This is a genomic window from Mycobacterium sp. 852002-51163_SCH5372311 (assembly GCF_001667115.1).
GTDB lineage: Bacteria > Actinomycetota > Actinomycetes > Mycobacteriales > Mycobacteriaceae > Mycobacterium.
Genome location: NZ_LZIJ01000034.1, coordinates 1 through 20669, shown reverse-complemented (window position 1 = coordinate 20669; position 20669 = coordinate 1). Strand labels below are relative to the sequence as shown.

20 protein-coding genes, 1 tRNA gene and 1 other RNA gene are annotated in these 20669 nt (G+C 66.7%); 14 read left to right on the top strand and 8 right to left on the bottom strand.

Annotated features, from left to right (window positions below):
• Nucleotides 1-3 precede the first annotated feature (3 nt).
• The 3 genes from A5791_RS04850 to ffs form a co-directional block, all read right to left on the bottom strand.
• Nucleotides 4-1797, bottom strand: coding sequence for a DNA polymerase III subunits gamma/tau (locus tag A5791_RS04850; protein ID WP_067232014.1), 1794 nt, complete (start codon nt 1795-1797; stop codon nt 4-6).
• 160 nt (nt 1798-1957) lie between these two features.
• Complete coding sequence (locus A5791_RS04845) at nt 1958-3253, bottom strand: aminotransferase class I/II-fold pyridoxal phosphate-dependent enzyme (RefSeq protein WP_067232007.1); 1296 nt, start codon at nt 3251-3253, stop codon at nt 1958-1960.
• 62 nt (nt 3254-3315) lie between these two features.
• Nucleotides 3316-3412: signal recognition particle sRNA small type (ffs, locus tag A5791_RS04840), an RNA gene on the bottom strand.
• A gap of 91 nt (nt 3413-3503) precedes the next feature.
• On the opposite strand from ffs, the gene A5791_RS04835 reads away from it, so the two are divergent.
• Nucleotides 3504-3589, top strand: a tRNA-Ser gene (locus A5791_RS04835).
• Between the two features lie 105 nt (nt 3590-3694).
• Nucleotides 3695-4591, top strand: a complete 897-nt coding sequence (locus A5791_RS04830; protein WP_067232004.1) for a hypothetical protein — start codon at nt 3695-3697, stop codon at nt 4589-4591.
• Nucleotides 4592-4601: 10 nt separating this feature from the next.
• Here A5791_RS04830 and A5791_RS04825 read toward each other — a convergent pair whose 3' ends face one another.
• Both A5791_RS04825 and A5791_RS04820 read right to left on the bottom strand, forming a co-directional pair.
• The gene (locus A5791_RS04825; RefSeq protein ID WP_067232001.1) at nt 4602-5348 is read right to left on the bottom strand and encodes an enoyl-CoA hydratase/isomerase family protein; all 747 of its coding nucleotides are present in this window, start codon (nt 5346-5348) and stop codon (nt 4602-4604) included.
• A gap of 8 nt (nt 5349-5356) precedes the next feature.
• Nucleotides 5357-5737: a hypothetical protein gene (locus A5791_RS04820; RefSeq protein ID WP_067231998.1), complete on the bottom strand. Its 381-nt coding sequence runs from the start codon at nt 5735-5737 to the stop codon at nt 5357-5359.
• Nucleotides 5738-5903: 166 nt separating this feature from the next.
• On the opposite strand from A5791_RS04820, the gene A5791_RS04815 reads away from it, so the two are divergent.
• The 3 genes from A5791_RS04815 (at nt 5904) to A5791_RS04805 (ending at nt 9539) form a co-directional block, all read left to right on the top strand.
• The gene (locus A5791_RS04815; RefSeq protein ID WP_197504601.1) at nt 5904-6344 is read left to right on the top strand and encodes a lipoprotein LpqH; all 441 of its coding nucleotides are present in this window, start codon (nt 5904-5906) and stop codon (nt 6342-6344) included.
• 103 nt (nt 6345-6447) lie between these two features.
• Nucleotides 6448-8169, top strand: coding sequence for a hypothetical protein (locus A5791_RS04810; RefSeq protein WP_067231990.1), 1722 nt, complete (start codon nt 6448-6450; stop codon nt 8167-8169).
• Nucleotides 8166-9539, top strand: a complete 1374-nt coding sequence (locus A5791_RS04805) for a CHAT domain-containing protein (protein ID WP_067231987.1) — start codon at nt 8166-8168, stop codon at nt 9537-9539. Before A5791_RS04810 ends, A5791_RS04805 begins: the two co-directional genes overlap by 4 nt.
• A gap of 3 nt (nt 9540-9542) precedes the next feature.
• Here the strand turns inward: A5791_RS04805 and A5791_RS04800 are convergent, their stop codons facing one another.
• Complete coding sequence (locus A5791_RS04800) at nt 9543-9815, bottom strand: hypothetical protein (protein ID WP_156661004.1); 273 nt, start codon at nt 9813-9815, stop codon at nt 9543-9545.
• 83 nt (nt 9816-9898) lie between these two features.
• Here A5791_RS04800 and A5791_RS04795 point away from each other — a divergent pair, with 83 nt between their 5' ends.
• The 7 genes from A5791_RS04795 to A5791_RS04765 all read left to right on the top strand — a co-directional run bounded on the left by A5791_RS04795 (nt 9899) and on the right by A5791_RS04765 (nt 15958).
• Complete coding sequence (locus A5791_RS04795; RefSeq protein ID WP_067232114.1) at nt 9899-11233, top strand: hypothetical protein; 1335 nt, start codon at nt 9899-9901, stop codon at nt 11231-11233.
• Nucleotides 11230-12375 carry a hypothetical protein gene (locus A5791_RS04790; protein WP_067231979.1) on the top strand — a complete coding sequence of 382 codons (1146 nt, stop codon included), beginning with the start codon at nt 11230-11232 and terminating at the stop codon, nt 12373-12375. The genes A5791_RS04795 and A5791_RS04790 overlap by 4 nt, the downstream gene beginning before the upstream one ends.
• A gap of 29 nt (nt 12376-12404) precedes the next feature.
• On the top strand, nt 12405-13466 hold the full coding sequence (locus A5791_RS04785) for a dihydrodipicolinate reductase (RefSeq protein WP_067231977.1): 1062 nt from the start codon (nt 12405-12407) through the stop codon (nt 13464-13466).
• A gap of 104 nt (nt 13467-13570) precedes the next feature.
• Nucleotides 13571-13840 carry a CsbD family protein gene (locus A5791_RS27630; RefSeq protein WP_067231975.1) on the top strand — a complete coding sequence of 90 codons (270 nt, stop codon included), beginning with the start codon at nt 13571-13573 and terminating at the stop codon, nt 13838-13840.
• Nucleotides 13837-14010 (top strand): CsbD family protein, encoded by a 174-nt coding sequence (locus A5791_RS04775; RefSeq protein ID WP_067231967.1) that lies wholly within the window; start codon nt 13837-13839, stop codon nt 14008-14010. Before A5791_RS27630 ends, A5791_RS04775 begins: the two co-directional genes overlap by 4 nt.
• A 179-nt stretch (nt 14011-14189) precedes the next feature.
• Nucleotides 14190-14909, top strand: a complete 720-nt coding sequence (locus A5791_RS04770) for a cutinase family protein (protein ID WP_067231963.1) — start codon at nt 14190-14192, stop codon at nt 14907-14909.
• A 62-nt stretch (nt 14910-14971) separates the two neighbouring features.
• On the top strand, nt 14972-15958 hold the full coding sequence (locus tag A5791_RS04765) for an SDR family NAD(P)-dependent oxidoreductase (RefSeq protein WP_067231959.1): 987 nt from the start codon (nt 14972-14974) through the stop codon (nt 15956-15958).
• On the opposite strand, the gene A5791_RS26345 is transcribed toward A5791_RS04765, so the two are convergent.
• Nucleotides 15955-16122 (bottom strand): hypothetical protein, encoded by a 168-nt coding sequence (locus A5791_RS26345; RefSeq protein WP_156661003.1) that lies wholly within the window; start codon nt 16120-16122, stop codon nt 15955-15957. The genes A5791_RS04765 and A5791_RS26345 overlap by 4 nt on opposite strands.
• A 62-nt stretch (nt 16123-16184) precedes the next feature.
• Here A5791_RS26345 and A5791_RS04760 point away from each other — a divergent pair, with 62 nt between their 5' ends.
• The gene (locus tag A5791_RS04760; protein WP_369828018.1) at nt 16185-18884 is read left to right on the top strand and encodes an AAA family ATPase; all 2700 of its coding nucleotides are present in this window, start codon (nt 16185-16187) and stop codon (nt 18882-18884) included.
• Nucleotides 18885-18911: 27 nt separating this feature from the next.
• Here the strand turns inward: A5791_RS04760 and A5791_RS04755 are convergent, their stop codons facing one another.
• Entirely contained in the window at nt 18912-19697 is a 786-nt protein-coding gene (locus A5791_RS04755) for an SDR family NAD(P)-dependent oxidoreductase (protein ID WP_067231951.1), read from the bottom strand.
• Nucleotides 19698-19749: 52 nt separating this feature from the next.
• Here A5791_RS04755 and A5791_RS04750 point away from each other — a divergent pair, with 52 nt between their 5' ends.
• Complete coding sequence (locus tag A5791_RS04750) at nt 19750-20520, top strand: fructosamine kinase family protein (protein ID WP_067231948.1); 771 nt, start codon at nt 19750-19752, stop codon at nt 20518-20520.
• Nucleotides 20521-20669 lie beyond the last annotated feature (149 nt).

Here is a 20669-nt window from a genome sequence, read left to right as displayed (position 1 = left end):
CAGTCAGCCTTCGATACGACGGGCGCCCAGTTCGTTCTGTAGGAGTTCCAGCGCGACTTCCTCGGGATCCCGGCGCGGCTGTGAAGAATCGCTGCGACCGGCTTCGGCCAGCATGCTTTCCTCTTCCTCACGCTCCTCGCGTGCGAAGCGCTGCGCGGAATCCACTTCGGGGGCAGGCTCTTCGACCTTCGCGAGGGCGGTCGGCTGCGCCGGCTCAGGTGCGCCCGCCTCGCAGCGCACCCGCCAGTTCACGCCCAGCGCATCTTTGAGCGCCTCAGCGATCACGTCGGCGTTGCGTTGCTCGGACAATCGTTTGGCCAGCGGCGCCGAGGTATGGGTCAGCACCAGGGTGTTGTCCTCCACGGCACGCACAGTGGCGCCCGCCAGCATCACTTCGGTGGTGCGGCTGCGCTGGCGCACCTTGTCGCGAACGGTCTGCCACATGGTTCGCACCGCGGCCGCGCTGGGTTCGCCTGGCACCGGAGCTGATTCCCCGGACGGAGCCTCAGCCGGCGGCGAAGCGGTCGGCGCAGCCGGTTCAGGGGCCGCGGTGTGCTTGGGCGCCGGTGCCGCCGACCGCCGCGGCTGCGGTGCCGGCTTGGCCGGCGCGGGTGCGGTTGCCGGCGCGGACTCGGGGATCGACATGTCCAGCCGGGTCTCGATCCGCTCGACACGTTGCAACAGCGCCGACTCGGCCTCACTGGCCGAGGGCAGCAACAATCGCGCGCAGACGACTTCGAGCAGCAGGCGTGGCGCCGTCGCACCGCGCATCTCACCCAGCCCGGCTTGCACCACCTCGGCGTAGCGGGTCAACGTCGCCGGCCCGATTCGGGCCGCCTGCTCTCGCATCCGGTCCAGCACGTCCTCGGGCGCATCCACCACGCCGCGGCTCGCCGCATCCGGCACCGCCTGCAACACGATGAGGTCGCGGAATCGCTCCAGCAGGTCGGTGGCGAAGCGCCGCGGGTCGTGGCCGGCGTCGATCACCGATTCGACCGCACCGAACAGCGCCGCGGCGTCCCCAGCGGCCAGCGCGTCGACGGCATCGTCGATCAGTGCGACGTCGGTGGCACCCAGCAACCCGAGCGCCCGCTGGTATGTCAGGTGGTTGCTCTCGGCTCCGGCCACCAGCTGGTCGAGCACCGACAGCGTGTCGCGCGGGGAACCGCCGCCGGCGCGGATCACCAGCGGATACACCGCGTCGTCGACGAGGACGTCTTCTTGTTCACAGATCCGCCCGATCAACGACCGCATGGTGCGCGGCGGCAGCAGGCGGAACGGGTAGTGATGGGTGCGCGATCGAATCGTCGGCAACACCTTGTCGGGCTCGGTGGTGGCGAAGATGAAGATCAGGTGCTCGGGCGGTTCCTCCACGATCTTGAGCAGCGCATTGAACCCGGCGGTGGTCACCATGTGCGCCTCGTCGACGATGAACACCCGGTAGCGCGACTGTGCGGGTGCATAGAAGGCGCGGTCGCGCAGTTCGCGGGTGTCGTCGACGCCGCCGTGGCTGGCAGCGTCGAGTTCGACGACGTCGATGCTCCCGGGCGCGTTCGGCGCCAGCGCCACGCAGGATTCGCACACCCCGCACGGGTGGGCGGTCGGCCCCTGCGCGCAGTTCAGCGACCGGGCCAGGATGCGCGCCGATGAGGTCTTTCCGCACCCCCGCGGCCCGGAGAAAAGGTATGCGTGGTTGATGCGGCCGGCGTCCAGGGCGATGGACAGCGGCTCGGTGACGTGCTCCTGCCCCACCACCTCGGCGAACGATGCCGGTCGATATTTGCGGTACAGGGCCACGTCAGCAGGCTACCGGCGCGGGGTGACGATGCGGACGGCTGGGCGACGAGTGTGAAGCCACGGCTTTGCGTGTGTACCTACGGCTTTGCGAGTGCACCCAGGGCGGGCGATCGGCCGGCGTTTACGCCGTCAACTCACACCCAAAGCCGTCGCTTCACACTCAGTGCGCAGTAGAGGACGCCAGCCCGAGCAGCGACTCGGAAGCGGCCAGCAGCGCACAGGTCGCCAGTCCCTCGACCGCGTTACGCAGGTCGGGCAGCGAGGGAAATGTGGGCGCAATCCGAATGTTCTTGTCGTCGGGATCTTTTCGATATGGGAACGACGCTCCCGCTTCGGTGACCGCGATACCGGCGTCCTTGGCCAGGGCGACCGTTCGCCGCGCCGTTCCGGGCAAGACGTCGAGGCTTACGAAATAACCGCCCTTCGGCTCCGTCCAGGAGGCGATCTTGGATTCACTCAACCGCCGATCCAGAATCTCCAGCGTCGCCGCGAACTTCGGCGCCAACAGCTGCTGGTGGCGCAACATATGCAGGCGCACCCCGTCCGCGTCGCCGAAAAAGCGCAGATGCCGCAGCTGGTTGACCTTGTCCGGCCCGATCGACTTCTTGGCGGCGTACTGCAGATACCAGGCGATGTTGCCCAGCGATCCGCCCAGGAAGCTGACCCCGGCGCCGGCGAAGGTGATCTTCGAGGTGGATGCGAAGACGTAGGGCCGATGTGGATGGCCGGCCTTGGCGGCCAGCCCGAGCACATCGACCTGACGGACGAAGTCCAGCGTCAGGGTGTGCACCGCATAGGCGTTGTCCCAGAACAGCCGGAAGTCGGGCGCCGCCGTCCGCATCTGCACCAGCCGGCGCACCGTCTCCCAGGAATAGGTGACGCCGGTCGGGTTGCCGAACACCGGCACCGCCCACATGCCCTTGATCGCGGGATCGACGGCGACCAGCTCCTCGATCAGGTCGACGTCCGGGCCGTCCTGAAGCATCGGGACCGGGATCATCTCGATGCCCATCGTCTCGGTGATGGCGAAGTGCCGGTCGTAGCCCGGTACGGGACACAGGAACTTAATGCCGTCTTGCTCCTGAATCCAAGGCCGCGGCGAGTCCACGCCGCCGTACAACATGGAGAACGCCACCAGGTCGTGCATCAACTCCAGGCTGGAATTGTTGCCCGCGATCAAGTTCTGCACCGGGATGCCCAGCAGTTCGCCGAAGATGGCACGCAGTCCGGGCAAGCCGTGCAGGCCGCCGTAGTTGCGGGTGTCGGTGCCCTCTTCGTCGCGGTAATCGTCACCCGGCAGGCTGAGCACCTGATTGGAGAGATCCAGCTGTGCTGCAGACGGCTTGCCGCGGGTCAGATCCAGGGCCAGCTTCATGGCCTGCAGCTCCGCGTAATCCTGCTGGTGGCGGGTATGCAAGGCAGCCAGCTCTTCAGGGCTGAGGGAATCGAACGCCACTACACGGCCTTTCGGGTCCTAGGCAGCAAAAGTTTGGCCGGTATTGGACTCTGCGGCCCCCGACTGAGGGGACCCCGCGCACCCGACAGAGCCCATTGACCCTTGCTGCCTTCCGGCCCTGGGGGAGTTCACAGGATAAACGCCGCGCGGGGTCCATCGGCGAGTGTAATACCTGGGCGTGGAACACTCGGCTGCGGTCGTAACAGGCCGCGGGACGCTCGGCCGTTGACTCAGCGGCTACCATGGCGGCGGAGGATTCGCCTAGTGGCCTATGGCGCTCGCCTGGAACGCGGGTTGGGTTAACAGCCCTCGCGGGTTCAAATCCCGCATCCTCCGCAACGGGTCGCCCTTGGTTTTCGGGGCGCGGACATGCACGATTGTGGGCTGGTCGGCCTCTATGCTGGCCTGAGCTCCGGCAGCTTGCGGGACTGAGGGAGAAGTATGGGACGCACGTGGGCCATCGTGTGGCATACGTTGTTTTCGATCATTGCCGGCGTCTTCTACTTCTTGTGCGTGTTGCCGCGCTGGTCGGAGCTGATGGGTGAAACGCCGCACACATTGGGCATGGCGGGCCGGATCGCCTCGGGCGCGCTGATCGGACTGGCCGCCCTGCCGGTGGTCTTCACGTTGCTGCGCACCCGCAAGCCCGAGCTGGGCATTCCGCAGCTGGCCCTGTCCATGCGGCTCTGGTCGATCATCGCCCACGTGCTGGCCGGGGTGCTGATCATCGGCGCCGCGATCAGCGAGATCTGGCTCAGTCTGGATGCGGCGGGCCAGTGGTTGTTCGGTATTTACGGCGCCGCCGCCGCGATCGCCGTGCTCGGAATCTTCGGGTTCTACCTGTCCTTCGTCGCCGAGTTGCCGGCGCCGCCACCCAAACCGATCAAGTTGAAGGAGCCCAAGCCGAAGCGCAAGGAGCGCAAGAAGCGGGGGAAGGACACAGACGCCAAAACGGCCGACGAGTCCCGTGAGATCACCGAGACCGAGGCCGGCGACGCCGAGTCCGGGGCCGACGAGATCACCGAAACTGAAGCTGTCGAGGCCGGCGACGCCGAGACCACCGAGGTCGAACTCAGCGAACCAAAGGGCCAGGAGATCGAGGCGGAAACGGCCGACGAATCCGTCGACGCCGCCCAAACCGAAAGCTCGCAGGCCACCACCGAAATCCCCAAGCCAACGCCAGAATCCGACGCCCCGACGCAGGAAGCGCCGGCAGCCGACCCAGCCCAAGTCACCAAAGCCGCGGAGAAGCCAAAGCTGCAGAACCGGCGGCCGACCGGTAAGACATCACATCGGCGCAGGCGCACCCGTGGTGGCGGCGTCGCAGTCGAGGACTGACGCGAACCCGCTAGCCGTCGCGACGACGGAGGCGCTCGAGGTAGGCCGCGATGCGCTGACGCGTCTCCTCCGCTCCCCATAGCCCGCGGACCTCGCGGTCGATATCGGCGCCGTCGCTGATGCGCGCCAAAGTAGGGTTTCGCAATTGCGCTTTCGTCTGGCGGTAAGCGTCGGCCGGAATCTCGGCAAGGTCCGACGCCGCCGCCAGAGCCGCGCCGATGAGGTCGTCGGCGACGATGCGGTCGACCAGCCTCATCTCGACAGCGTCGGCATCTCGATAGATCCGCCCGCCCAGCACGACTTCCTCCGCGCGATGTCCGCAGGCGTAACGCATCACCTCCAGCGCGGCCACCGGAAACGGAACCCCTACGCGGACCTCGGACGCCCCGATCTGCCCGGAGGAGGTCATCACGCGACGATCGCAGGCGCAGGCCAGCACACAGCCGCCTGCGATGGCGGCGCCGTTGACCGCCGCGACCGTCGGCCCCGGGTAGCCGAACAGCGCCACGATCAGATTCGACAGGGCCGGGATCAGCCGATCGGTGTAATCAGCGCCGCCCTCCACGACGCGATTCAGGTCGACGCCTGCGCTGAACACCCGCCCGGCACCCGTGACGACCAAAGGCGCGCCGCCGGCGCGCTGCAACTCACGCACGGCGTCAGTCAGCTCGTCGGCGAACGTGACATCGAGGGCGTTGACGCGCCCCGACGAGAAAGTCAGCAGGCGAACCTCGCCGTGCGTCTGGACCTCGATCACGCTGGCACCTACTTGCGGCCGGAAACAAGAATCACCGGTATGTCGGTGTTCTCGTCGGTGTAATAGCTCGCGCAGACGCGGTGGTAGCCGTCGGCGATCTGCAGCGGTACACCAGTGTCGAGATCGCCACGGATCAGCAGGATCGGCGAGAGCGGCTGCTTCTTCTTGATCTTGAACAGATCCGCCGCGACGTGCGGGTTGTCCTGCGACAAAAGCGGCAGCCGAGCCGCCCGGAGAATGTCCTTGGCCTTTCTGTGCACGCCGACACCGGCCCGCAGCCGCTCCGTCAGCTCCTTCACGATGTGCGGGTCCGCGAGCAGATCAAGGTAGTCCGCAGCCGCTGGAAAGTCGTGGGCCTCAGGCTTTTCCAGCCATCTCACGCGCGGCATCGAAGGCCTCCCTTCATCTGTCGAAGCAGCCTAGCGGTCGTCGCGAAAAATTGGGATCGGTAGCGCCCCCAGGGTTCTGTACTTACCTCGATGACGTCGTCAACAGGGCGGCGCATGAATGAAGGGAACTCCAGTGAAACGTCTTCTCGCAGCAGCGATTGGAAGCCTGGGCTGCGCGTCGGCTCTGGTGGCTTGTTCGAGCGGTGGACACCCCGCTGCCGGGCCGGCGAGCGTGGCCAGCGGCGGCGGGGTCACGCAGGTCAAGGTCGGCGGTAGCGACCTGGCGGGCCTGGACCCTGCCACGGTCACCTGCGTCAAGCAGGCCGGCAAGATCAGCATCGGCAGCGGCAACACCGCCGGCAAGCAACAGGCCGTGGCCGTGGTGATGACCGACGAGGCCGCTCCGAAGGTCGAGTCGCTGATCCTGGTCGTCGACGGCAACGCCTTGTCCGTCGCCAACAACATGGGCCAGAACCTCGGCTCGGCCAAGGTGGCGGTGGACGGCAAGACCTACACCATCACCGGTCAGGCTCAGGGTGCGGACATGAAGAACCCGATGGCCGGAATGATCACCAAGGACTTCAGCATCAAGGCGACATGTGGCTGATGGGCAGCAATCCGGGCGGCGGACGTGCAACGCATGTCCGCCGCTCCGGCCTGTGCGGCGGCAGACGGGGCGCTCGGGACCGCAACGGACTTATGATGCAGCCGTGTCGATCCCCGGCGAATTGCAGCGCGCGCGACGGCTGACGTTTGCCGCGGACGAGATCGCGGCCAGGGATCTGCTGCTGTCCCTGATCCCACAGATCGAGCAGGCCGATCGCGACGATCTCATGCTGGAAGTGCTCGCCCAGCTGGGTGAGATCTACCTGGTTCGCGGCGCGAATGACGGTGTAGGCGAGTGTATCCGGCGTATCCGGGACTGTGTGCGGATCTATGCCGACATTGCCGCCGGCGCACTGCCGGAATCGGCCGCCCAGGTGCACTTTTCCGACACCGAGGTTACGGAGATGATCTGCCGATATTCGCGACGGGCCCAGTTTTTGGAAACGGGCCTGGCTGCGGCGCAAGGCGATCACGATCATGCGGCTGCGTCCCTGGCCGCCTTGGAGGCGGCCGCCGACTTCCCCGCCCTCGCGAAGGAACACGCCTTCCTGGTCACTTACGCCCAGGTCCTGTGCGCAAGCGCGCTGTGCGACGACGACCTGCACGTGCAGTCAGTTGCGTTGTGGGACAAAGTGCTTGCGGCGCTGGATCATGGCGCAGACGGCGACGAGGCGACGGACTTTCTGCGGGTCACGGCCGGCACCGCGTACGGCCGGTACTGCGTCGAGACCGGGCGGCTTTCGGAGGCGCAACCGTGGCTTCGCCGTGCGGGCGCCCGTGCGCAGACGAACGGGTGGGAATTGGCCTCGGCCAGAGCACAATTGGAGAGAGCGGCGGCGACCTGGTCCGCGCGCGACCAGGTGACCACCGAGCAGCTGGCATCGGAAGCCTATCCGGTCATCGCCCGCCACGCCCGGGCTCACGACGTATCGCGGTGCTGGCTGTATCTCGGCCTGACCCGCATGGCAGCCAACGCGCTGGAAGCCGCCGACCAGTGTTGGGAGCACGCCGAACGGCACTGGCGCGAGTTGGGCAAGCCGCTGCATATTCATCGCATTCTGTTGCAGCGCAGCTGGTTAGAGATATTTCGCGGGCGCTTCTCGGCGGCGGTTGAGTTGATTGCCCAGGCCAGGGAATTCCTCGACGCCTCACCGCGCAGCGGCTGGCTGCAATACGCCCGGCTCGACTATCACCTCGGTACGGTGTGGCGGGCGGACGCGTTGACGGACTTGGGCCTCGATGCCATGGGCGCCCCCTCGGACAGCTGGCAGGAGGTCGAAGCACGGCACGCCGAGTCGCTCGGCGTCATCCGGGGGCAAGTCAACCCTCAGCGGCATCGGCGCGCGATGACAAAACTCGAGCAAGCGGCGGAGCTGAAGGTTCCGGCCGCGCTGGCGGTCGACTCGGTGCGCTATTCCATCGCCGACACCGACGCCAGATCCCGCTGGGCGACCTATGTTTCGGCACCCATGTTGGCCGGCGCCTTCGCCGTCGCGTGGGAGTGGGAGAATACCGAATTGGTCGCCGAATTGATTGAATACCACAGCGCACGTGGTACTTTCAGCAGCGAACCGGTGCAACGCGAAACCCGGGAGTGGGCATCGACCGCCACCGCGCCAGTCCTGGCCGACGATGACGCTGCGGTGCTGGCCGCAGCCGGACCCCAAGTGGGCGGCCAGGTTACCCTCACCCGGCTGGGCCCATTGCCGCCGCTGCAGATGCAACCGGATGCCGCGCCGATCATGAGCCACTATCGCGCACTGGCGTTGCAGCGCTACGGCCGCGACGTCACCGCCGCCGAGCCCGCCTGGTCGACCTGGCCATGAGCGAACCGGACCGGCTGACTCTCGTCCTGCGTTACGCCGACGTCGGGATCGCCACGTACGGCAGTTTGCGGGTAGTCGGGCACCCGTCGAAGACGGTGACCTGGGTGGTGGACGAGCCCATTTTGCTTGCGGCGCTGCAGGAATTGGCGGAGGCCTTGCCTGAGCCGCACGGCGCCGAAAACCGGCGCGATGCCATCGAGCGCGCGTTGACCCGCGGACCGTTCGCGGCACCCGATACCGAACTGACAGTCGCCTACATCCTCGGCGCGCTGTTGATCGGCGCAGCGGGCTGGCAGCTGCTGACTGAGTGCGTGGCTTCGCCGCGTGCTTCGCTGTTCGTTTCGCCCACCGCCCGGCTGGCGCGTGTCCCCTGGGGATTGCTGGCATTGCCGAAATCGTGGCCCAGTCCAGAGGAACTGGTACGCCTCCGGGCGGAGGCGTTCACTGTCAGAGGTACCATGGCCGCCCAAATCCCTTGGCAGCTAACCGATGTTCGTGACCACACCGACGGCTATCGGTTGATGGAACTGGTGGACGTGTTGATGGCGGTACCGCAGAACATCGTGCATGCGCCCCGAACCCCGGCACCCTGGAATACCCGACAGGACCGCCCGCCGCTGCTGGTCCTCGATCCGCGCGTGCCGGGACAGCTTCCGGACTCGCCGCTGGGCTCGGTGCTCGGCAGGCCCTCCGAACGGTCGCGGTTGGCGCGGCACTTCGCCGAGCTGCTGGAGCGCGGGCCCGTACTACCCGTGGTCGGTGCGGCCGTGGAGCTGTTCCGCCGCCCGGATGCCGACCGCAGATGGTTGGCCGAGCTTTTGAGGCACACCGCGCGGCCACCGAGCCGGCTCATGTACGTCGGCCACGCGAGTGCGGCCGACGGCGATCCCGATCGAGCCAGCCGGGCCGATCGCGCCGCCCTGCACTTGGCCTGCACCGCAGCGATTCCCGGCCACGCCGATCCCGTCGGCGAGCACCGGCCCCTGACCGCGTCGGACCTCATGTCGTTGCGGTTGCCGATGCCGCCCAGGGTGGCCCTGTTGGCCTGCGCGTCGGGCGGCGACTATCAATTCGACGAGGCGACCGGTCTGGTGGCGGCGATGATCCTCGGCGGCGCGCAGTTGGTGACCGCCACACTGTGGTCGCTGCCGACAACCGCGGCCTATCGGCGGTTTGGGGCGACCGACACGACCGACCCGATAACCGATGTGGTCATCGCCGTCGATCAGGCACACGAGGACGTCGACGCGGGGTGCGCTGTGAATCGCTGGCAACGCGAACAAATGCGGCGCTGGCGCGACGGGGACGTCACTGCCAGCCCGCTGTATTGGGCTGCACTGGTGACGTTCACGGTCGACGGAGTGCGGTGACGATCAAATGGAGGTCAGCTCCGCCGCCCGGACGGCCAGCACGTCGTCGGGCAACGAAAGCTGCTCTGGGGCAGCAGGATCGAACGCCACCAGCAGTACCGCCCCCGGACGCAACCATGCGGCCACCTGGTCACCATCGTGATGAGTCAAGCGACCGACGAACTTCGCGCCGTCCACACTGGTCACCTGAATCCTGACCGGTTGCCTAACGGGCGCATCGCACACGGTGCCGACTCCGACGATGCGGCTGTGCTCTGGAATCTGCGACATCTTCATGCGCACAGCCTTGCGCTGCCGATCGGCTACCGAACCCAACTTTTCCGATGCCGATAATCCTGGAATGCCCCTATCCTGAGCAGATGAGCGCCGAGCCGCAGGTGACGACTGCCGCAACGGCACGGGTGGCGGGGCATCCCCGACGGGCGGTGATCGAGCAAGCCTGGCGCGCAATCGGTCCCGGCGTCGAGGTGCTCAGCAGCGACGACGGCGGACCCCTGACCAGGACTGTCAAACGCATCATCGACCCGCTCGTGTTGCGCTTACGGTCGAATCCGCAGTATTCGGCACCAGTCGTGAGCGCGGACTGCGCCGCGGCAATGCACGAGCTGATCGTCGACAATGCACCCCAACTGCGTGCTGCCGCAGCATGGTTCGAGGTTCTCAAACTCGAGCGCCGCAGGGCGCGCATTCGCAGCGGAAACGCTCAGGAGCTGTACTTTCCCGTCTGCTTCGAACTCGCGGTGACCAAAGGTGCGCCCACCCCGGAAGATCGCGAGACACCGGCTGCGGTACTGCGCGACATCCACCAGGGCCGCGACCGCACCGCGATCGAGGTGCTCAACCAATACGTGGCGAATCCCGATGCGGTCGCCAAGCTGACCGAGCAGCTGGACCGCAGCTGGGGCGACGTGCGTGCCGAAGATGTCGTTGTCGATCCCTTCCTGGCCCGGCTGGGCACCGTACTCGGCCCTGCCCCTAGTCACGGGGCGGCCGTCGCGCGTCAGCGCGTGTGGGCGGCGGTGATAGCTGACACCACCCCCTACCACCTCGGTGCGCTGACCCGCGTCGACACAGCGGAGCTGCCCTGGTCCATCGTCAGGTTGGGGTTGAGTGCCGTTGTGCCACAACGACGGCCGCAAATCCATAGCGCAGCTGAGCTAGCCGGTGACCGCCCGCTGGATCGCAGTGTGGTGGACCGGGTGCGCGCGACGTTGCGCCGCGCGCTGGATCGCGACGCCTTGCCGGACATCCCGTTGCTGTGCGACGAGGAGGTCGACCGGGCCTGCGCGCCCTGGGGATTGTTGGGTGAGGACAAACAGGCCACGCTGGTGACCGGCATCGAAGTCGCACTCGAACTCGCGCCGTTGGACGCGTCCGTCGGAAGTCGCTACGCGCTGGCCGCACAGATCCAGGCCCGTCTGCGCAAGGAGGCATACGTGCTGCACGCCCGGCGCTATCTCGCCGGAGGTGGCCCGATCCATCCGCGCCAACAGCAAGTGGTCGACGACCTCGCCAACTACGCCCAGCCCTACCTGAGCCGGCTATGGGCGCGCCTGCACGGGCGTGATGTCTGGCAGGAGCCGTGTGACGACGTCGACGAGGTGCGCTCCCTGCTCGAAGGGGTGGCCAGATCGGTGAGCCTGGATCACCGCCAGCGGATCAAGTCGATGCTGGAATTGCAGGTGGCGGGATGAGATTGGTCGCCGACTCCGGCCTGTGGACCACTGGGGAGCATCGCCCCTCTGCGGCAACGCCATTGGTCGCGGTGCTGGAGGTCAGTGGCGCGGTATTGTCCTGGACGGTCGACGACCCGGCCGACGACAGGGCCACCCAGATCGCCTTCACCGATTTGGCTCGTGCCGACTGGCTTTGGCGTGTCGTCGGCGACTCCGGGCACGTCATGCTGGCATCGGCGATAAACGGCCACACTCCTGGCGATCCCGACAACATCGAGCTCACCGGTGTCGACATCGTGCCCGGATCGTTGATGCAGCTGCGCAGGCTGGCCATCGGCCATTGGCTGCGCCGGTGGTGGCCGGCCAGCCGGCGCGACGGCATCGTCGCTTTGGACCGCGCGCTGCTCGACGTCGAGGTCGCATTGTTGACAGCCGGCGCACAAGACTTCTTCACCGACGACACACTTGACTCGGATGTGACGGAGTTGCTGGCACCCCACGCGGGCGCGCTGCTCACGGATCTTCGCCGCGGCGATCCGCGGGTCCGCGATCTGGTACGCGCCGGCGCCGGCGTTGCCGACGAAGTCGGCGTGGACGGTTCGGGTTGGCCGGAACTGTCCGCCGCTCTTGATGATTCAAGTTTGGCGTTGGCTATACCCGCGGCCCGTCAGGATGACTACGCGCTGGCCGCCGGCTCTGAATCGGGTCGGCATGCTGCGGCCGCAATCAGTCGCGGCGTTGCATCGATCAACTGGAGTGCGGTGCCGCCCGGAATCTTCGACGCGGGTGAACACACGGTCGAGTGGAGCATCGAGGCGGCGGGTACGGCGGCGGTCGCCGTCGTCCGGGCGATCGTCATCAGCCCGCGCCGGGCTACCGGTGTTCCGGTGCGGGTCGAATCCGCAAGCATCACCGCCGCCGGCGCGCTGGACGCCGACGGCCACGCCACCCTCCCCCTGGTCGACGCGCAACAGCGGCCAATATCCGAAGCGGCTGCGTGGGACCATGATTGGGCCGCGACCTCGGTACACGTCGGTGCCGACTCAGCGGAGACACCGGAGACACGAGAGCGGGTTCGCCGCTGGGCCCGATCCCGGTTGGACCGGCCGCCGGCGGACGCCTTCCTCGCCGAGATCCTGGCCGCCGAATCGGCGTACTGAGCGCCGGATCGTTCGCCTATGCTGAGCGAGTGCCAAACAGCTATCGCGTCGTGCAATGGACCACCGGAAACGTCGGAAAAAGCTCGTTGGAGGCGATCGCCGCGAACCCTTCGCTCGAACTGGTCGGGTGCTATGCCTGGTCACCCGAGAAGGCCGGCCGCGACGCCGGCGAACTGTGCGGCATCGCACCGCTCGGGGTCGCCGCCACCAACGACGTCGAGGCACTGTTGAGCCTGAAACCCGACTGCGTCGTCTACAACCCGATGTGGATCAACGTCGACGAACTGGTCCGCATCCTTTCCGCGGGTGTCAACGTGGTGACGACGGCAGCGTTCATCACCGGCCACAACCTGGGCGAAGGCCGCGACCGCATCTTGGAGGCATGCCAGAAGGGTGGCTCCACCATCTTCGGGTCCGGCGTCAGCCCGGGGTTCGCCGAGCTGTTGGCGATAGTCTCGGCGATGGTCTGTAACCGGGTCGACAAGGTCACCGTCAGCGAGGCCGCGGACACCACGTTTTACGACTCGCCGGACACCGAGAAGCCGGTGGGCTTCGGCCAGCCGATCGACCACCCGGAGCTGCAGCAGATGGCGGCCAAGGGCACGGCCATCTTCGGCGAGGCCGTCCGGCTGGTGGCCGACGCGCTCGGTGTCGAGCTCGACGACATACGCTGCGTTGCCGAATTCGCCCAGACCACAGCAGATCTCGACCTCGGTTCGTGGACCATACCCGCCGGATGCGTGGCAGGCACCTACATCAGCTGGCAGGGCATCGTCGGCGACAAAACCTTGATCGACCTGAACGTTCGGTGGCGCAAGGGGCAGACGCTCGAGCCCGACTGGAAGATCGAGCAGGACGGCTGGGTCATCCAGGTCGACGGGCAGCCGACGGTAACCACCAAGATCGGCTTTCTGCCGCCGCCGTACTTCCAGGCCGAAACGATTGCCGACTTCATGGTTATCGGGCACATCATGACCGCCATGCCCCCCGTCAACGCGATCCCGGCCGTCGTCGCCGCGGGGCCGGGCATCGCGACGTACAACGATTTGCCGTTGACGCTGCCCCGCGGCCTCGTGCCGGCTCAGCCATAGCCGAGCAGACGCAAAATCGCACTAGAACGGCCGCTTTTACGCGATTTTGCGTCTGCTCGCGCGGCTAAGTTTTGCGGTCGCACGCTCTCGGGTAGTCGACTCAGATGAGCATCGAAAACAAACTGAGAAACAAAGCTCAATATTGGGGCGGACGGGCCAGGCAGACCGTCGGCCGGGTCACCGGAAACCGGCGTACCGAGTACGAAGGCCAGCGCGATCAGGTGAAGGCCAATCTGAAAGATGCGGGAGAGAAGGTCCGCGACGCGTTCCGTTCGTTGCTACCCGGCCGGCGCGCCAGGGTTCAAGATCGGCCGCTGCGGGGTAACCAACGCCCATATCAACCGCGCAATCGCAGGAGCAGGGGAATCCCATGAGCAGCGAAGACAAGATCAAGAACAAAATCGAGGACTTGGGCGGCAAGGCCAAAGAGGCCGTCGGCAAGGCGACCGGTGATGACGACACCAGGAACGAAGGCCGGGGCGATCAAGCGAAGTCCAGCCTGAAGGACGCCGGCGAGAAAGTTAAGGACGCTTTCAGGAAGTAGCGCTCGTCAAAGTCAGCAAGTTGCCGGCATGTCCGGCAACTTGCTGTTCATTTGTTGAGCAACCACCGCTAATGCAACTCCGGCTCGCCGATTGAGACCTGCGGCTGCGGGCAATCTAAAGCGTCATCGGGTCCGAATACCAAGTGAGCAAGACCGCACGATACGAAACGGTTGGAGATATGCACGTCAAAAAATTGGTAGAGAAGGCCTGGGTGCGCCGGCTCTCGGCGGGAGCCACGGCGGCGTTTGCTGCGACGACCTTGGCCCTGGTAACGGTGCCCACGCCGGCCGCGTCTGCGGATCCATGTCCCGACGTCGAGGTGGTATTCGCCCGCGGCTCCGGCGAGCCTCCGGGCGTCGGCGGCATCGGAGGTCCCTTCGTCGATCAGCTGCGCTCGAAGATCGGATCGAGGTCGCTCGGCGTTTATCCGGTCAACTACCCCGCCAGCACCGATTTCGGCAATCCCGATTTCCCCGTGACCGTCATCGACGGGATTCGCGACGCCGGATCTCACATCCAGTCGATGGCAGCCAACTGCCCCCAGACCCGCGAGGTCCTCGGCGGATACTCCCAGGGCGCGGCCGTTGCCGGCTACGTCACCTCGGCCGCCGTCCCACCGGGCGTGCCCGCGGCCGCGGTGCCGAAGCCGCTGTCGCCCGAGATCGCCAATCACGTCGCCGCGGTCACGCTCTTCGGAACCCCGTCGGATCAATTCCTGACGCAGTACGGCGCGCCGCCGATCGTCATCGGACCGCTCTACCGGCCCAAGACGCTCGAGCTATGTGCCCCGGGCGACGGGATTTGCGGCACTGGCGGCCAACCTAACGCCGAGCACACTCTCTACGCGGCCAACGGCATGACCGACCAGGCCGCAGACTTCGCCGCCAGCCACCTCTAGGAGCGACCAGCGCAAGACCAGGGGTTTGGGGCTTTTGCGACTGCTCCCCATAACATCGCATCATGCGCGTTCTGGTGACAGGTGGTACTGGGTTTGTGGGCGGCTGGACCGCCAAAGCGATTGCTGACGCGGGCCACTCCGTCCGATTCCTGGTCCGAACCCCGGCCAAGTTGCAAACTTCGGTCGCCAAGCTCGGGGTGGACGTGTCGGACTACGTCGCCGGCGACATCAAGGACCGCGACTCCGTTCGCAAAGCGCTGACCGGCTGCGATGCCGTCGTACACAGTGCCGCCCTGGTGGCGACCGACCCGCGTCAGACGCCGCAGATGCTCAGCACGAACATGCAGGGAGCCGGCAACGTCCTCGGGCAAGCCGTCCAACTCGGACTCGATCCGATCGTGCACGTATCGAGCTTCACTGCGCTTTTCCACCCTGGCTTGCAGACCCTGACCGCCGACCTGCCCGTCGTCGGCGGTACGGATGGGTATGGAATCTCCAAGGCCCAGGTCGAAATCTATGCCCGTGGTTTGCAGGACGCCGGGGCGCCGGTGAACATCACCTACCCCGGCATGGTGCTGGGTCCACCCGTCGGCGACCAGTTCGGCGAGGCCGGCGAGGGTGTCAAGGCTGCGCTGCAAATCCACACCATTCCGGGCCGGGGTGCGGCGTGGCTGGTCATCGACGCCCGCGATGTGGCGGCGGTGCACGCGGCATTGCTGGAGCCCGGACGCGGGCCGCGTCGCTATATGGTCGGCGGCCATCGGGTTCCGGTGGCCGAGCTGGCGAACATGCTCGGACAGGTCGCGGGCACCCCGATGGTGAGCGTTCCGGTGCCCGACACCGCGCTGCGGGTGGCGGGCACGCTGCTCGATCTGGCTGGGCCGTACCTGCCCTTCGACAACCCGTTCACCGCGGCGGGCATGCAGTACTACACACAGATGCCGGAGTCCGACGATTCGCCGAGCGAGCAGGAACTCGGCATCACCTACCGAGATCCGCGCACCACGCTGGCCGACACGGTCGCGGCCCTGCGCGCGCAAACCGGTTAACTTCCGGCGGGCGGCGCCGCACCGTCGTCGTCGGGCGGGACGACCGGCGGAGGCGGCGTAACGGGCGGCGCGTTCTTCAGCCAATCCCTCAGCCGGAACAGCTGGTTGATCACGATTCCGAGAGCCAGCAGCACCAGCGTCACCACGATGATTGCGGTGGTCACTCCTCCATGGTGGCAGTTCCACGCGGCAAAGTCCGAAACGGAGCATGTCGTTGTGAGATTCTGTGCGGGTGTCCGCGTCTCCTACGGCGAACGCGCCGTCGGGTGTAGTGACTTTCTTGTTCACCGACATCGAGGGTTCGACCAGCCGGTGGGAGGCCGACGCCGACGGTATGCGGGCGGCGCTCGCAGCGCATGACGAGGTGTTGCGCAGCGCGATCGAGGCGCACGGGGGATGGCTGTTCAAGCACACCGGCGACGGGGTGTGCGCCGCGTTCGCCTCGGCCCGGTCTGCGGTTAATGCTGCGACGGCTGCGCAAAGAGCGCTGGAGCTGCCAGTACGGATGGGGTTGGCCACCGGGGAGGCGGAGTTACGGGGAGCTGATTACTTCGGTCCGGTGCTCAACCGTGCCGCTCGAGTGATGGCTGCCGGGCACGGTGGTCAGGTGCTGCTGGCCGAGTCGACGGCCACCCTGCTCAGCGGAGTCGATCTACGAGACTTGGGACGACGACGGTTGCGGGATCTACCAAGTCCGGTTGGGGTTTTCCAGCTGCAAGCACCTGGACTGCGAACCGACTTTCCACCGCTTCGGACGCTGGATGTCAACGCGGGAAACCTCCGTCCAGCGGTAACCAGCTTCGTCGGCCGCGAAGCCGAGATCGCCGAGGTGCAGACCGCGTTGCGGGCACATCGGTTGGTGACGCTGACCGGGGTGGGTGGGGTCGGCAAGACCCGTCTGGCAACCGAAGCCGCGGCCCAGCTGTCCGATGAATTCCCGGACGGCGTATGGCTTTTCGAGCTGGCCGCGGTCACCGATCCCGCGGCGGTGCCGGATGCGGTGGCCACGGAGCTGGGTGTCACCCAGCAACCGGGCATGACAATGGCCGAAAGTGTGGCCGCCGCCCAGGAGGGCAGAATCCGGCTGATGGTGTTCGACAACTGCGAGCATCTGCGCGACGCCGCCGCCGATCTGATCGAGACCGTGCTGGCGGGATCACCGACCGTGCGCGTTCTGACGACCAGCCGGGAGGGGCTCGGGCTTGCCGATGAACAACTATGGCCGGTGCCCTCGCTGGACCTGGGCGCCGGCGTCGATTCGGCCGCCGTCAAGTTGTACGTCGAACGGGCGGGCAACGTTTCGCCGCACTTCTCGCTGACCGATGCGAGCGACGCCGACGCGGTGGTCGAGATCTGCCGTCGTCTCGACGGAATCCCATTGGCGATCGAACTGGCCGCCTCACGGATGGCATCCATGACGCTGAACGAGGTGCGCGATCGCCTGGACCGACGCTTCCGGCTCCTCGTCGGCTCACGGCGCGGGCTGGAACGACACCAAACCTTGCGCCATGCGGTGGCATGGTCTTACGACCAGCTTGGCGACGCGGAAAAGGCGCTGCTGGAACGGTGTTCGGTGTTCGCCGGTGGATTTGACCTGCAAAGCGCTTGTGCGATCACGGGTCTCGCCACTGCCACCGATGTCCCAGATGACTTCGAAGTGCTGGATCTACTTGACGCCCTGGTGCGCAAGTCGCTGCTGGTCGCCGACCGCTCGGCCGGGCACACCAGGTTCTCGATGCTGGAAACAATTCGCCAGTTCGCCGAGGAGCAATTGGTCGCCCGTGGCGAGGCAACCCACGTTCGAAACGCCCATGCCCGCTACTTCGCAGGCCGCGAGACCGACATCCTGGCGCTGTGGGACAGCCCACGCCAGCGTGAAGCCTACGAATGGTTCAGCACGGAACTGGCGAACCTGCGCACCGCGTTTCGGTGGGCCGCCGATAACGATGATCTTGACGTCGCCGTGGCCATCGCCACCTATTCGGGGCTATTCGGCTATCTGGTGGAGAACTATGAGCCCGTTGCCTGGGCTGAAGAACTCATCGAGCCCGCCCGTGCCGTCCACCATCCTCGGCTGGAGACCCTTTATGGGACTGCAGCGCTGTGCTGGACACTGGGACGGGTCGACGAGGCGATCGGCTACGCCGAGGCGAGCCTGCTCGCCCGGCGCGGCGACGCGGTGTCGTTTGGCCTCGACGGCTTGCCGGGTGGCGTGTACGTCCTGACGGGTCAGTACGAGCGGTGCTTCGAGTGGTACCGCGCTTATTTCGAAGCTGGCCGCGATGACCGCACACTCGCCCGGGACTGCCAGATCTGCGCACTCGTCCTGGCGGGCCGCCATGATGAGGCGATGGCCGCCGCCGATGGTCTGATCGACGCGGCGGAGGCTAGCGGAAATCCGTGGGAAATCTCGTACGCATTGCTGACCCACGGCCTCGCCTTCGCGGACGCCGATCCTGTTGGCGCACTGGACGCGCTGCGCCGCGGCTGGGCGATCGCGCAAGACAGCGGTATCCGCTGCAACGAGTCATATCTGGCGGGCAACCTGGCCCGACTTGAGTCCCTGCACGGCGACCAGTTGGCGGCGCTGGACTACATCGCGGTGGCCATCGACAATTACCGCCGCTCGGGCAATTTTCCCGGTATGAGCTACCACCTGGGGATCCTCGCAGCACACCTGTACCGTCTCGGGCGCCACGAACCGGCGGCCACGCTGGCCGGCCATGCGGCCATTTCGCTCGTGGTGGGCGCGTGGCCTGAACTGGGGACCGCCACCGCGGGCCTCCGCGAGGTCCTTGGCGACGAAACCTATGCATCGCTCGCCCGCAAGGGTGAGACGATGAGTCACGCCGCCATCGCGACGTACGCAGGCGACCAAATCGACGAAGCCCGAGCAGAACTCAAACGATGCGCGGCGGGTTCCTAGCCGAGCCCGGCCGTGCGTCAGGCCGCGTCACAGAGTGGTGACGTACCCGCCGTCGATGCGGTAGTCGGATCCGGTGATGTTTCCGGCGCGGTCGCTGGCCAGGAAGACGACCAGGTCTGCGACTTCTTCGGGAGTGGTGAACCGGCCCGTCGGCGCGGTGCTTGCGAGCTCCGCCCTGACCTCGTCAGGCGTCTGTCCATTGGCCGCGGCGAACGCATCGGCCGGCCCGCCGTGCTCCATCCAGCGCCTGGTCGACACCGCGCCCGGACTGACGGAGTTGACACGAATATTGTTCGGTGCCAATTCTTTTGACAGCGCCTTCGCGATATTGGTGACGGCGGCCTTGGCGGCGCAGTAGTTGTAGGTCTCGGGGCCAGGAAGGTACGCGCTGATCGAACCGACGAAGACGATGGAACCGCCGCCGCGCCTTGCCATCTGCGGCAGCGCGACGCGGGTGGGCCGCACGGCGGCCATCACATTCAGATCCCAGGACGCTTGCCACTGCTCGTCGGTGATGCTGGCGAATCCTCCCGGGTGCACCGTCGCACCGCCGACGTTGTTGACCAGAATGTCGATGCCGCCGCGGTGGGCCGCCGCGGCGATCAGTTCCTCGGCGGAACCGGGCTGAGACAAATCCACTTGAACGAACGACACCTGCCCGGCCTCCTGAAGCGCCGATAACCCCTCGCCACACGTTCGTGCGCCACCTACCACGTGCGCGCCCGCCTCGACGAGGGCCTTGGTGACCGCAAACCCGATGCCCTTGCTGGCGCCGGTGACGACGGCGGTCTTGCCCGCCAGACGCAGATCCATTCGCACTCCTCCGCCGCCCCCGCGGGCACGACGCTACTACAGTCGAACGGCAATGAACGCCGACTTCGTCAAGCGCCATCCGGGCTTGCCCACCGGCTACTTCGCATGGGAAGCCGCGGGGCTGCAGTGGCTTTCCAGCGTTGACGGCGGAGTGCCCTGCGCGCAGGTCATTTCGGCCCGCTCGGACAGCCTGACGTTGCGGCGCCTCGATTCGGTGACTCCGAGCCGACAAGCGGCTTTCGTTTTCGGCAGCCGACTGGCCGTCACGCACGACGCCGGTGCCGCGGGGTTCGGCGCGGGCCCCGACGGCTGGGACGGGCCCGGATTCTTCGGACCGCTGTCGCAGCCACTGCCGCTTTCGTTGCGCCCGCACCAGCGGTGGGGCGACTTCTACGCCGACGAGCGGCTGATCCCGATGGCCGAGCGGGCTGCCGGGCGACTCGATGCCGCTACCCGTAGGCTGATCGACTCCGTCGTGACCCGTTGTCGTGCGGGTGATTTCGACGACGACGATCAGCCTGCGCGGTTGCACGGGGATTTGTGGAGCGGCAACGTGATGTGGACATCCGACGGGGTGGTGTTGATCGACCCCGCCGCGCACGGCGGCCACCGCGAGGCGGACCTCGCGATGCTTGCGCTGTTCGGGTGCCCGCACTACGCGGCCATCCTTGATGGCTACCAGCGAGTGCGAGCACTGAAATCGGGCTGGCGCAACCGGATTGGACTACACCAGTTGTTTCCGCTGCTGGCCCATGTGGTGTTGTTCGGCGGCGGGCACGCGGCGCGCACCCATGCCGTCGCGCAGGCAGTGCTGGCGGTGTGACGGTCATTGGGTTGCGAAACAACACCAGCCCCATCATTCCCTGAGCCGTTTGGCCAATGATTTTGCAATGCGCTAGCTGTACCCGGCCATAACGTTGGTTACAGGCGGCTGATGGGTGGAAGGTCGCCGAGTGCGCTGTGGCGGCGTTG

Bases quoted from the DNA above. Each gene is read 5' to 3' on its own strand.
- A5791_RS04830 (WP_067232004.1), top strand. From the start codon at position 3,695: ATGGGACGCACGTGGGCCATCGTGTGGCATACGTTGTTTTCGATCATT.
- A5791_RS04820 (WP_067231998.1), bottom strand. From the start codon at position 5,737: ATGCCGCGCGTGAGATGGCTGGAAAAGCCTGAGGCCCACGACTTTCCA.
- A5791_RS04805 (WP_067231987.1), top strand. From the start codon at position 8,166: ATGAGCGAACCGGACCGGCTGACTCTCGTCCTGCGTTACGCCGACGTC.
- A5791_RS04800 (WP_156661004.1), bottom strand. From the start codon at position 9,815: ATGAAGATGTCGCAGATTCCAGAGCACAGCCGCATCGTCGGAGTCGGC.
- A5791_RS04795 (WP_067232114.1), top strand. From the start codon at position 9,899: ATGAGCGCCGAGCCGCAGGTGACGACTGCCGCAACGGCACGGGTGGCG.
- A5791_RS04790 (WP_067231979.1), top strand. From the start codon at position 11,230: ATGAGATTGGTCGCCGACTCCGGCCTGTGGACCACTGGGGAGCATCGC.
- A5791_RS27630 (WP_067231975.1), top strand. From the start codon at position 13,571: ATGAGCATCGAAAACAAACTGAGAAACAAAGCTCAATATTGGGGCGGA.
- A5791_RS04775 (WP_067231967.1), top strand. From the start codon at position 13,837: ATGAGCAGCGAAGACAAGATCAAGAACAAAATCGAGGACTTGGGCGGC.
- A5791_RS04770 (WP_067231963.1), top strand. From the start codon at position 14,190: ATGCACGTCAAAAAATTGGTAGAGAAGGCCTGGGTGCGCCGGCTCTCG.
- A5791_RS04765 (WP_067231959.1), top strand. From the start codon at position 14,972: ATGCGCGTTCTGGTGACAGGTGGTACTGGGTTTGTGGGCGGCTGGACC.
- A5791_RS04755 (WP_067231951.1), bottom strand. From the start codon at position 19,697: ATGGATCTGCGTCTGGCGGGCAAGACCGCCGTCGTCACCGGCGCCAGC.
- A5791_RS04750 (WP_067231948.1), top strand. From the start codon at position 19,750: ATGAACGCCGACTTCGTCAAGCGCCATCCGGGCTTGCCCACCGGCTAC.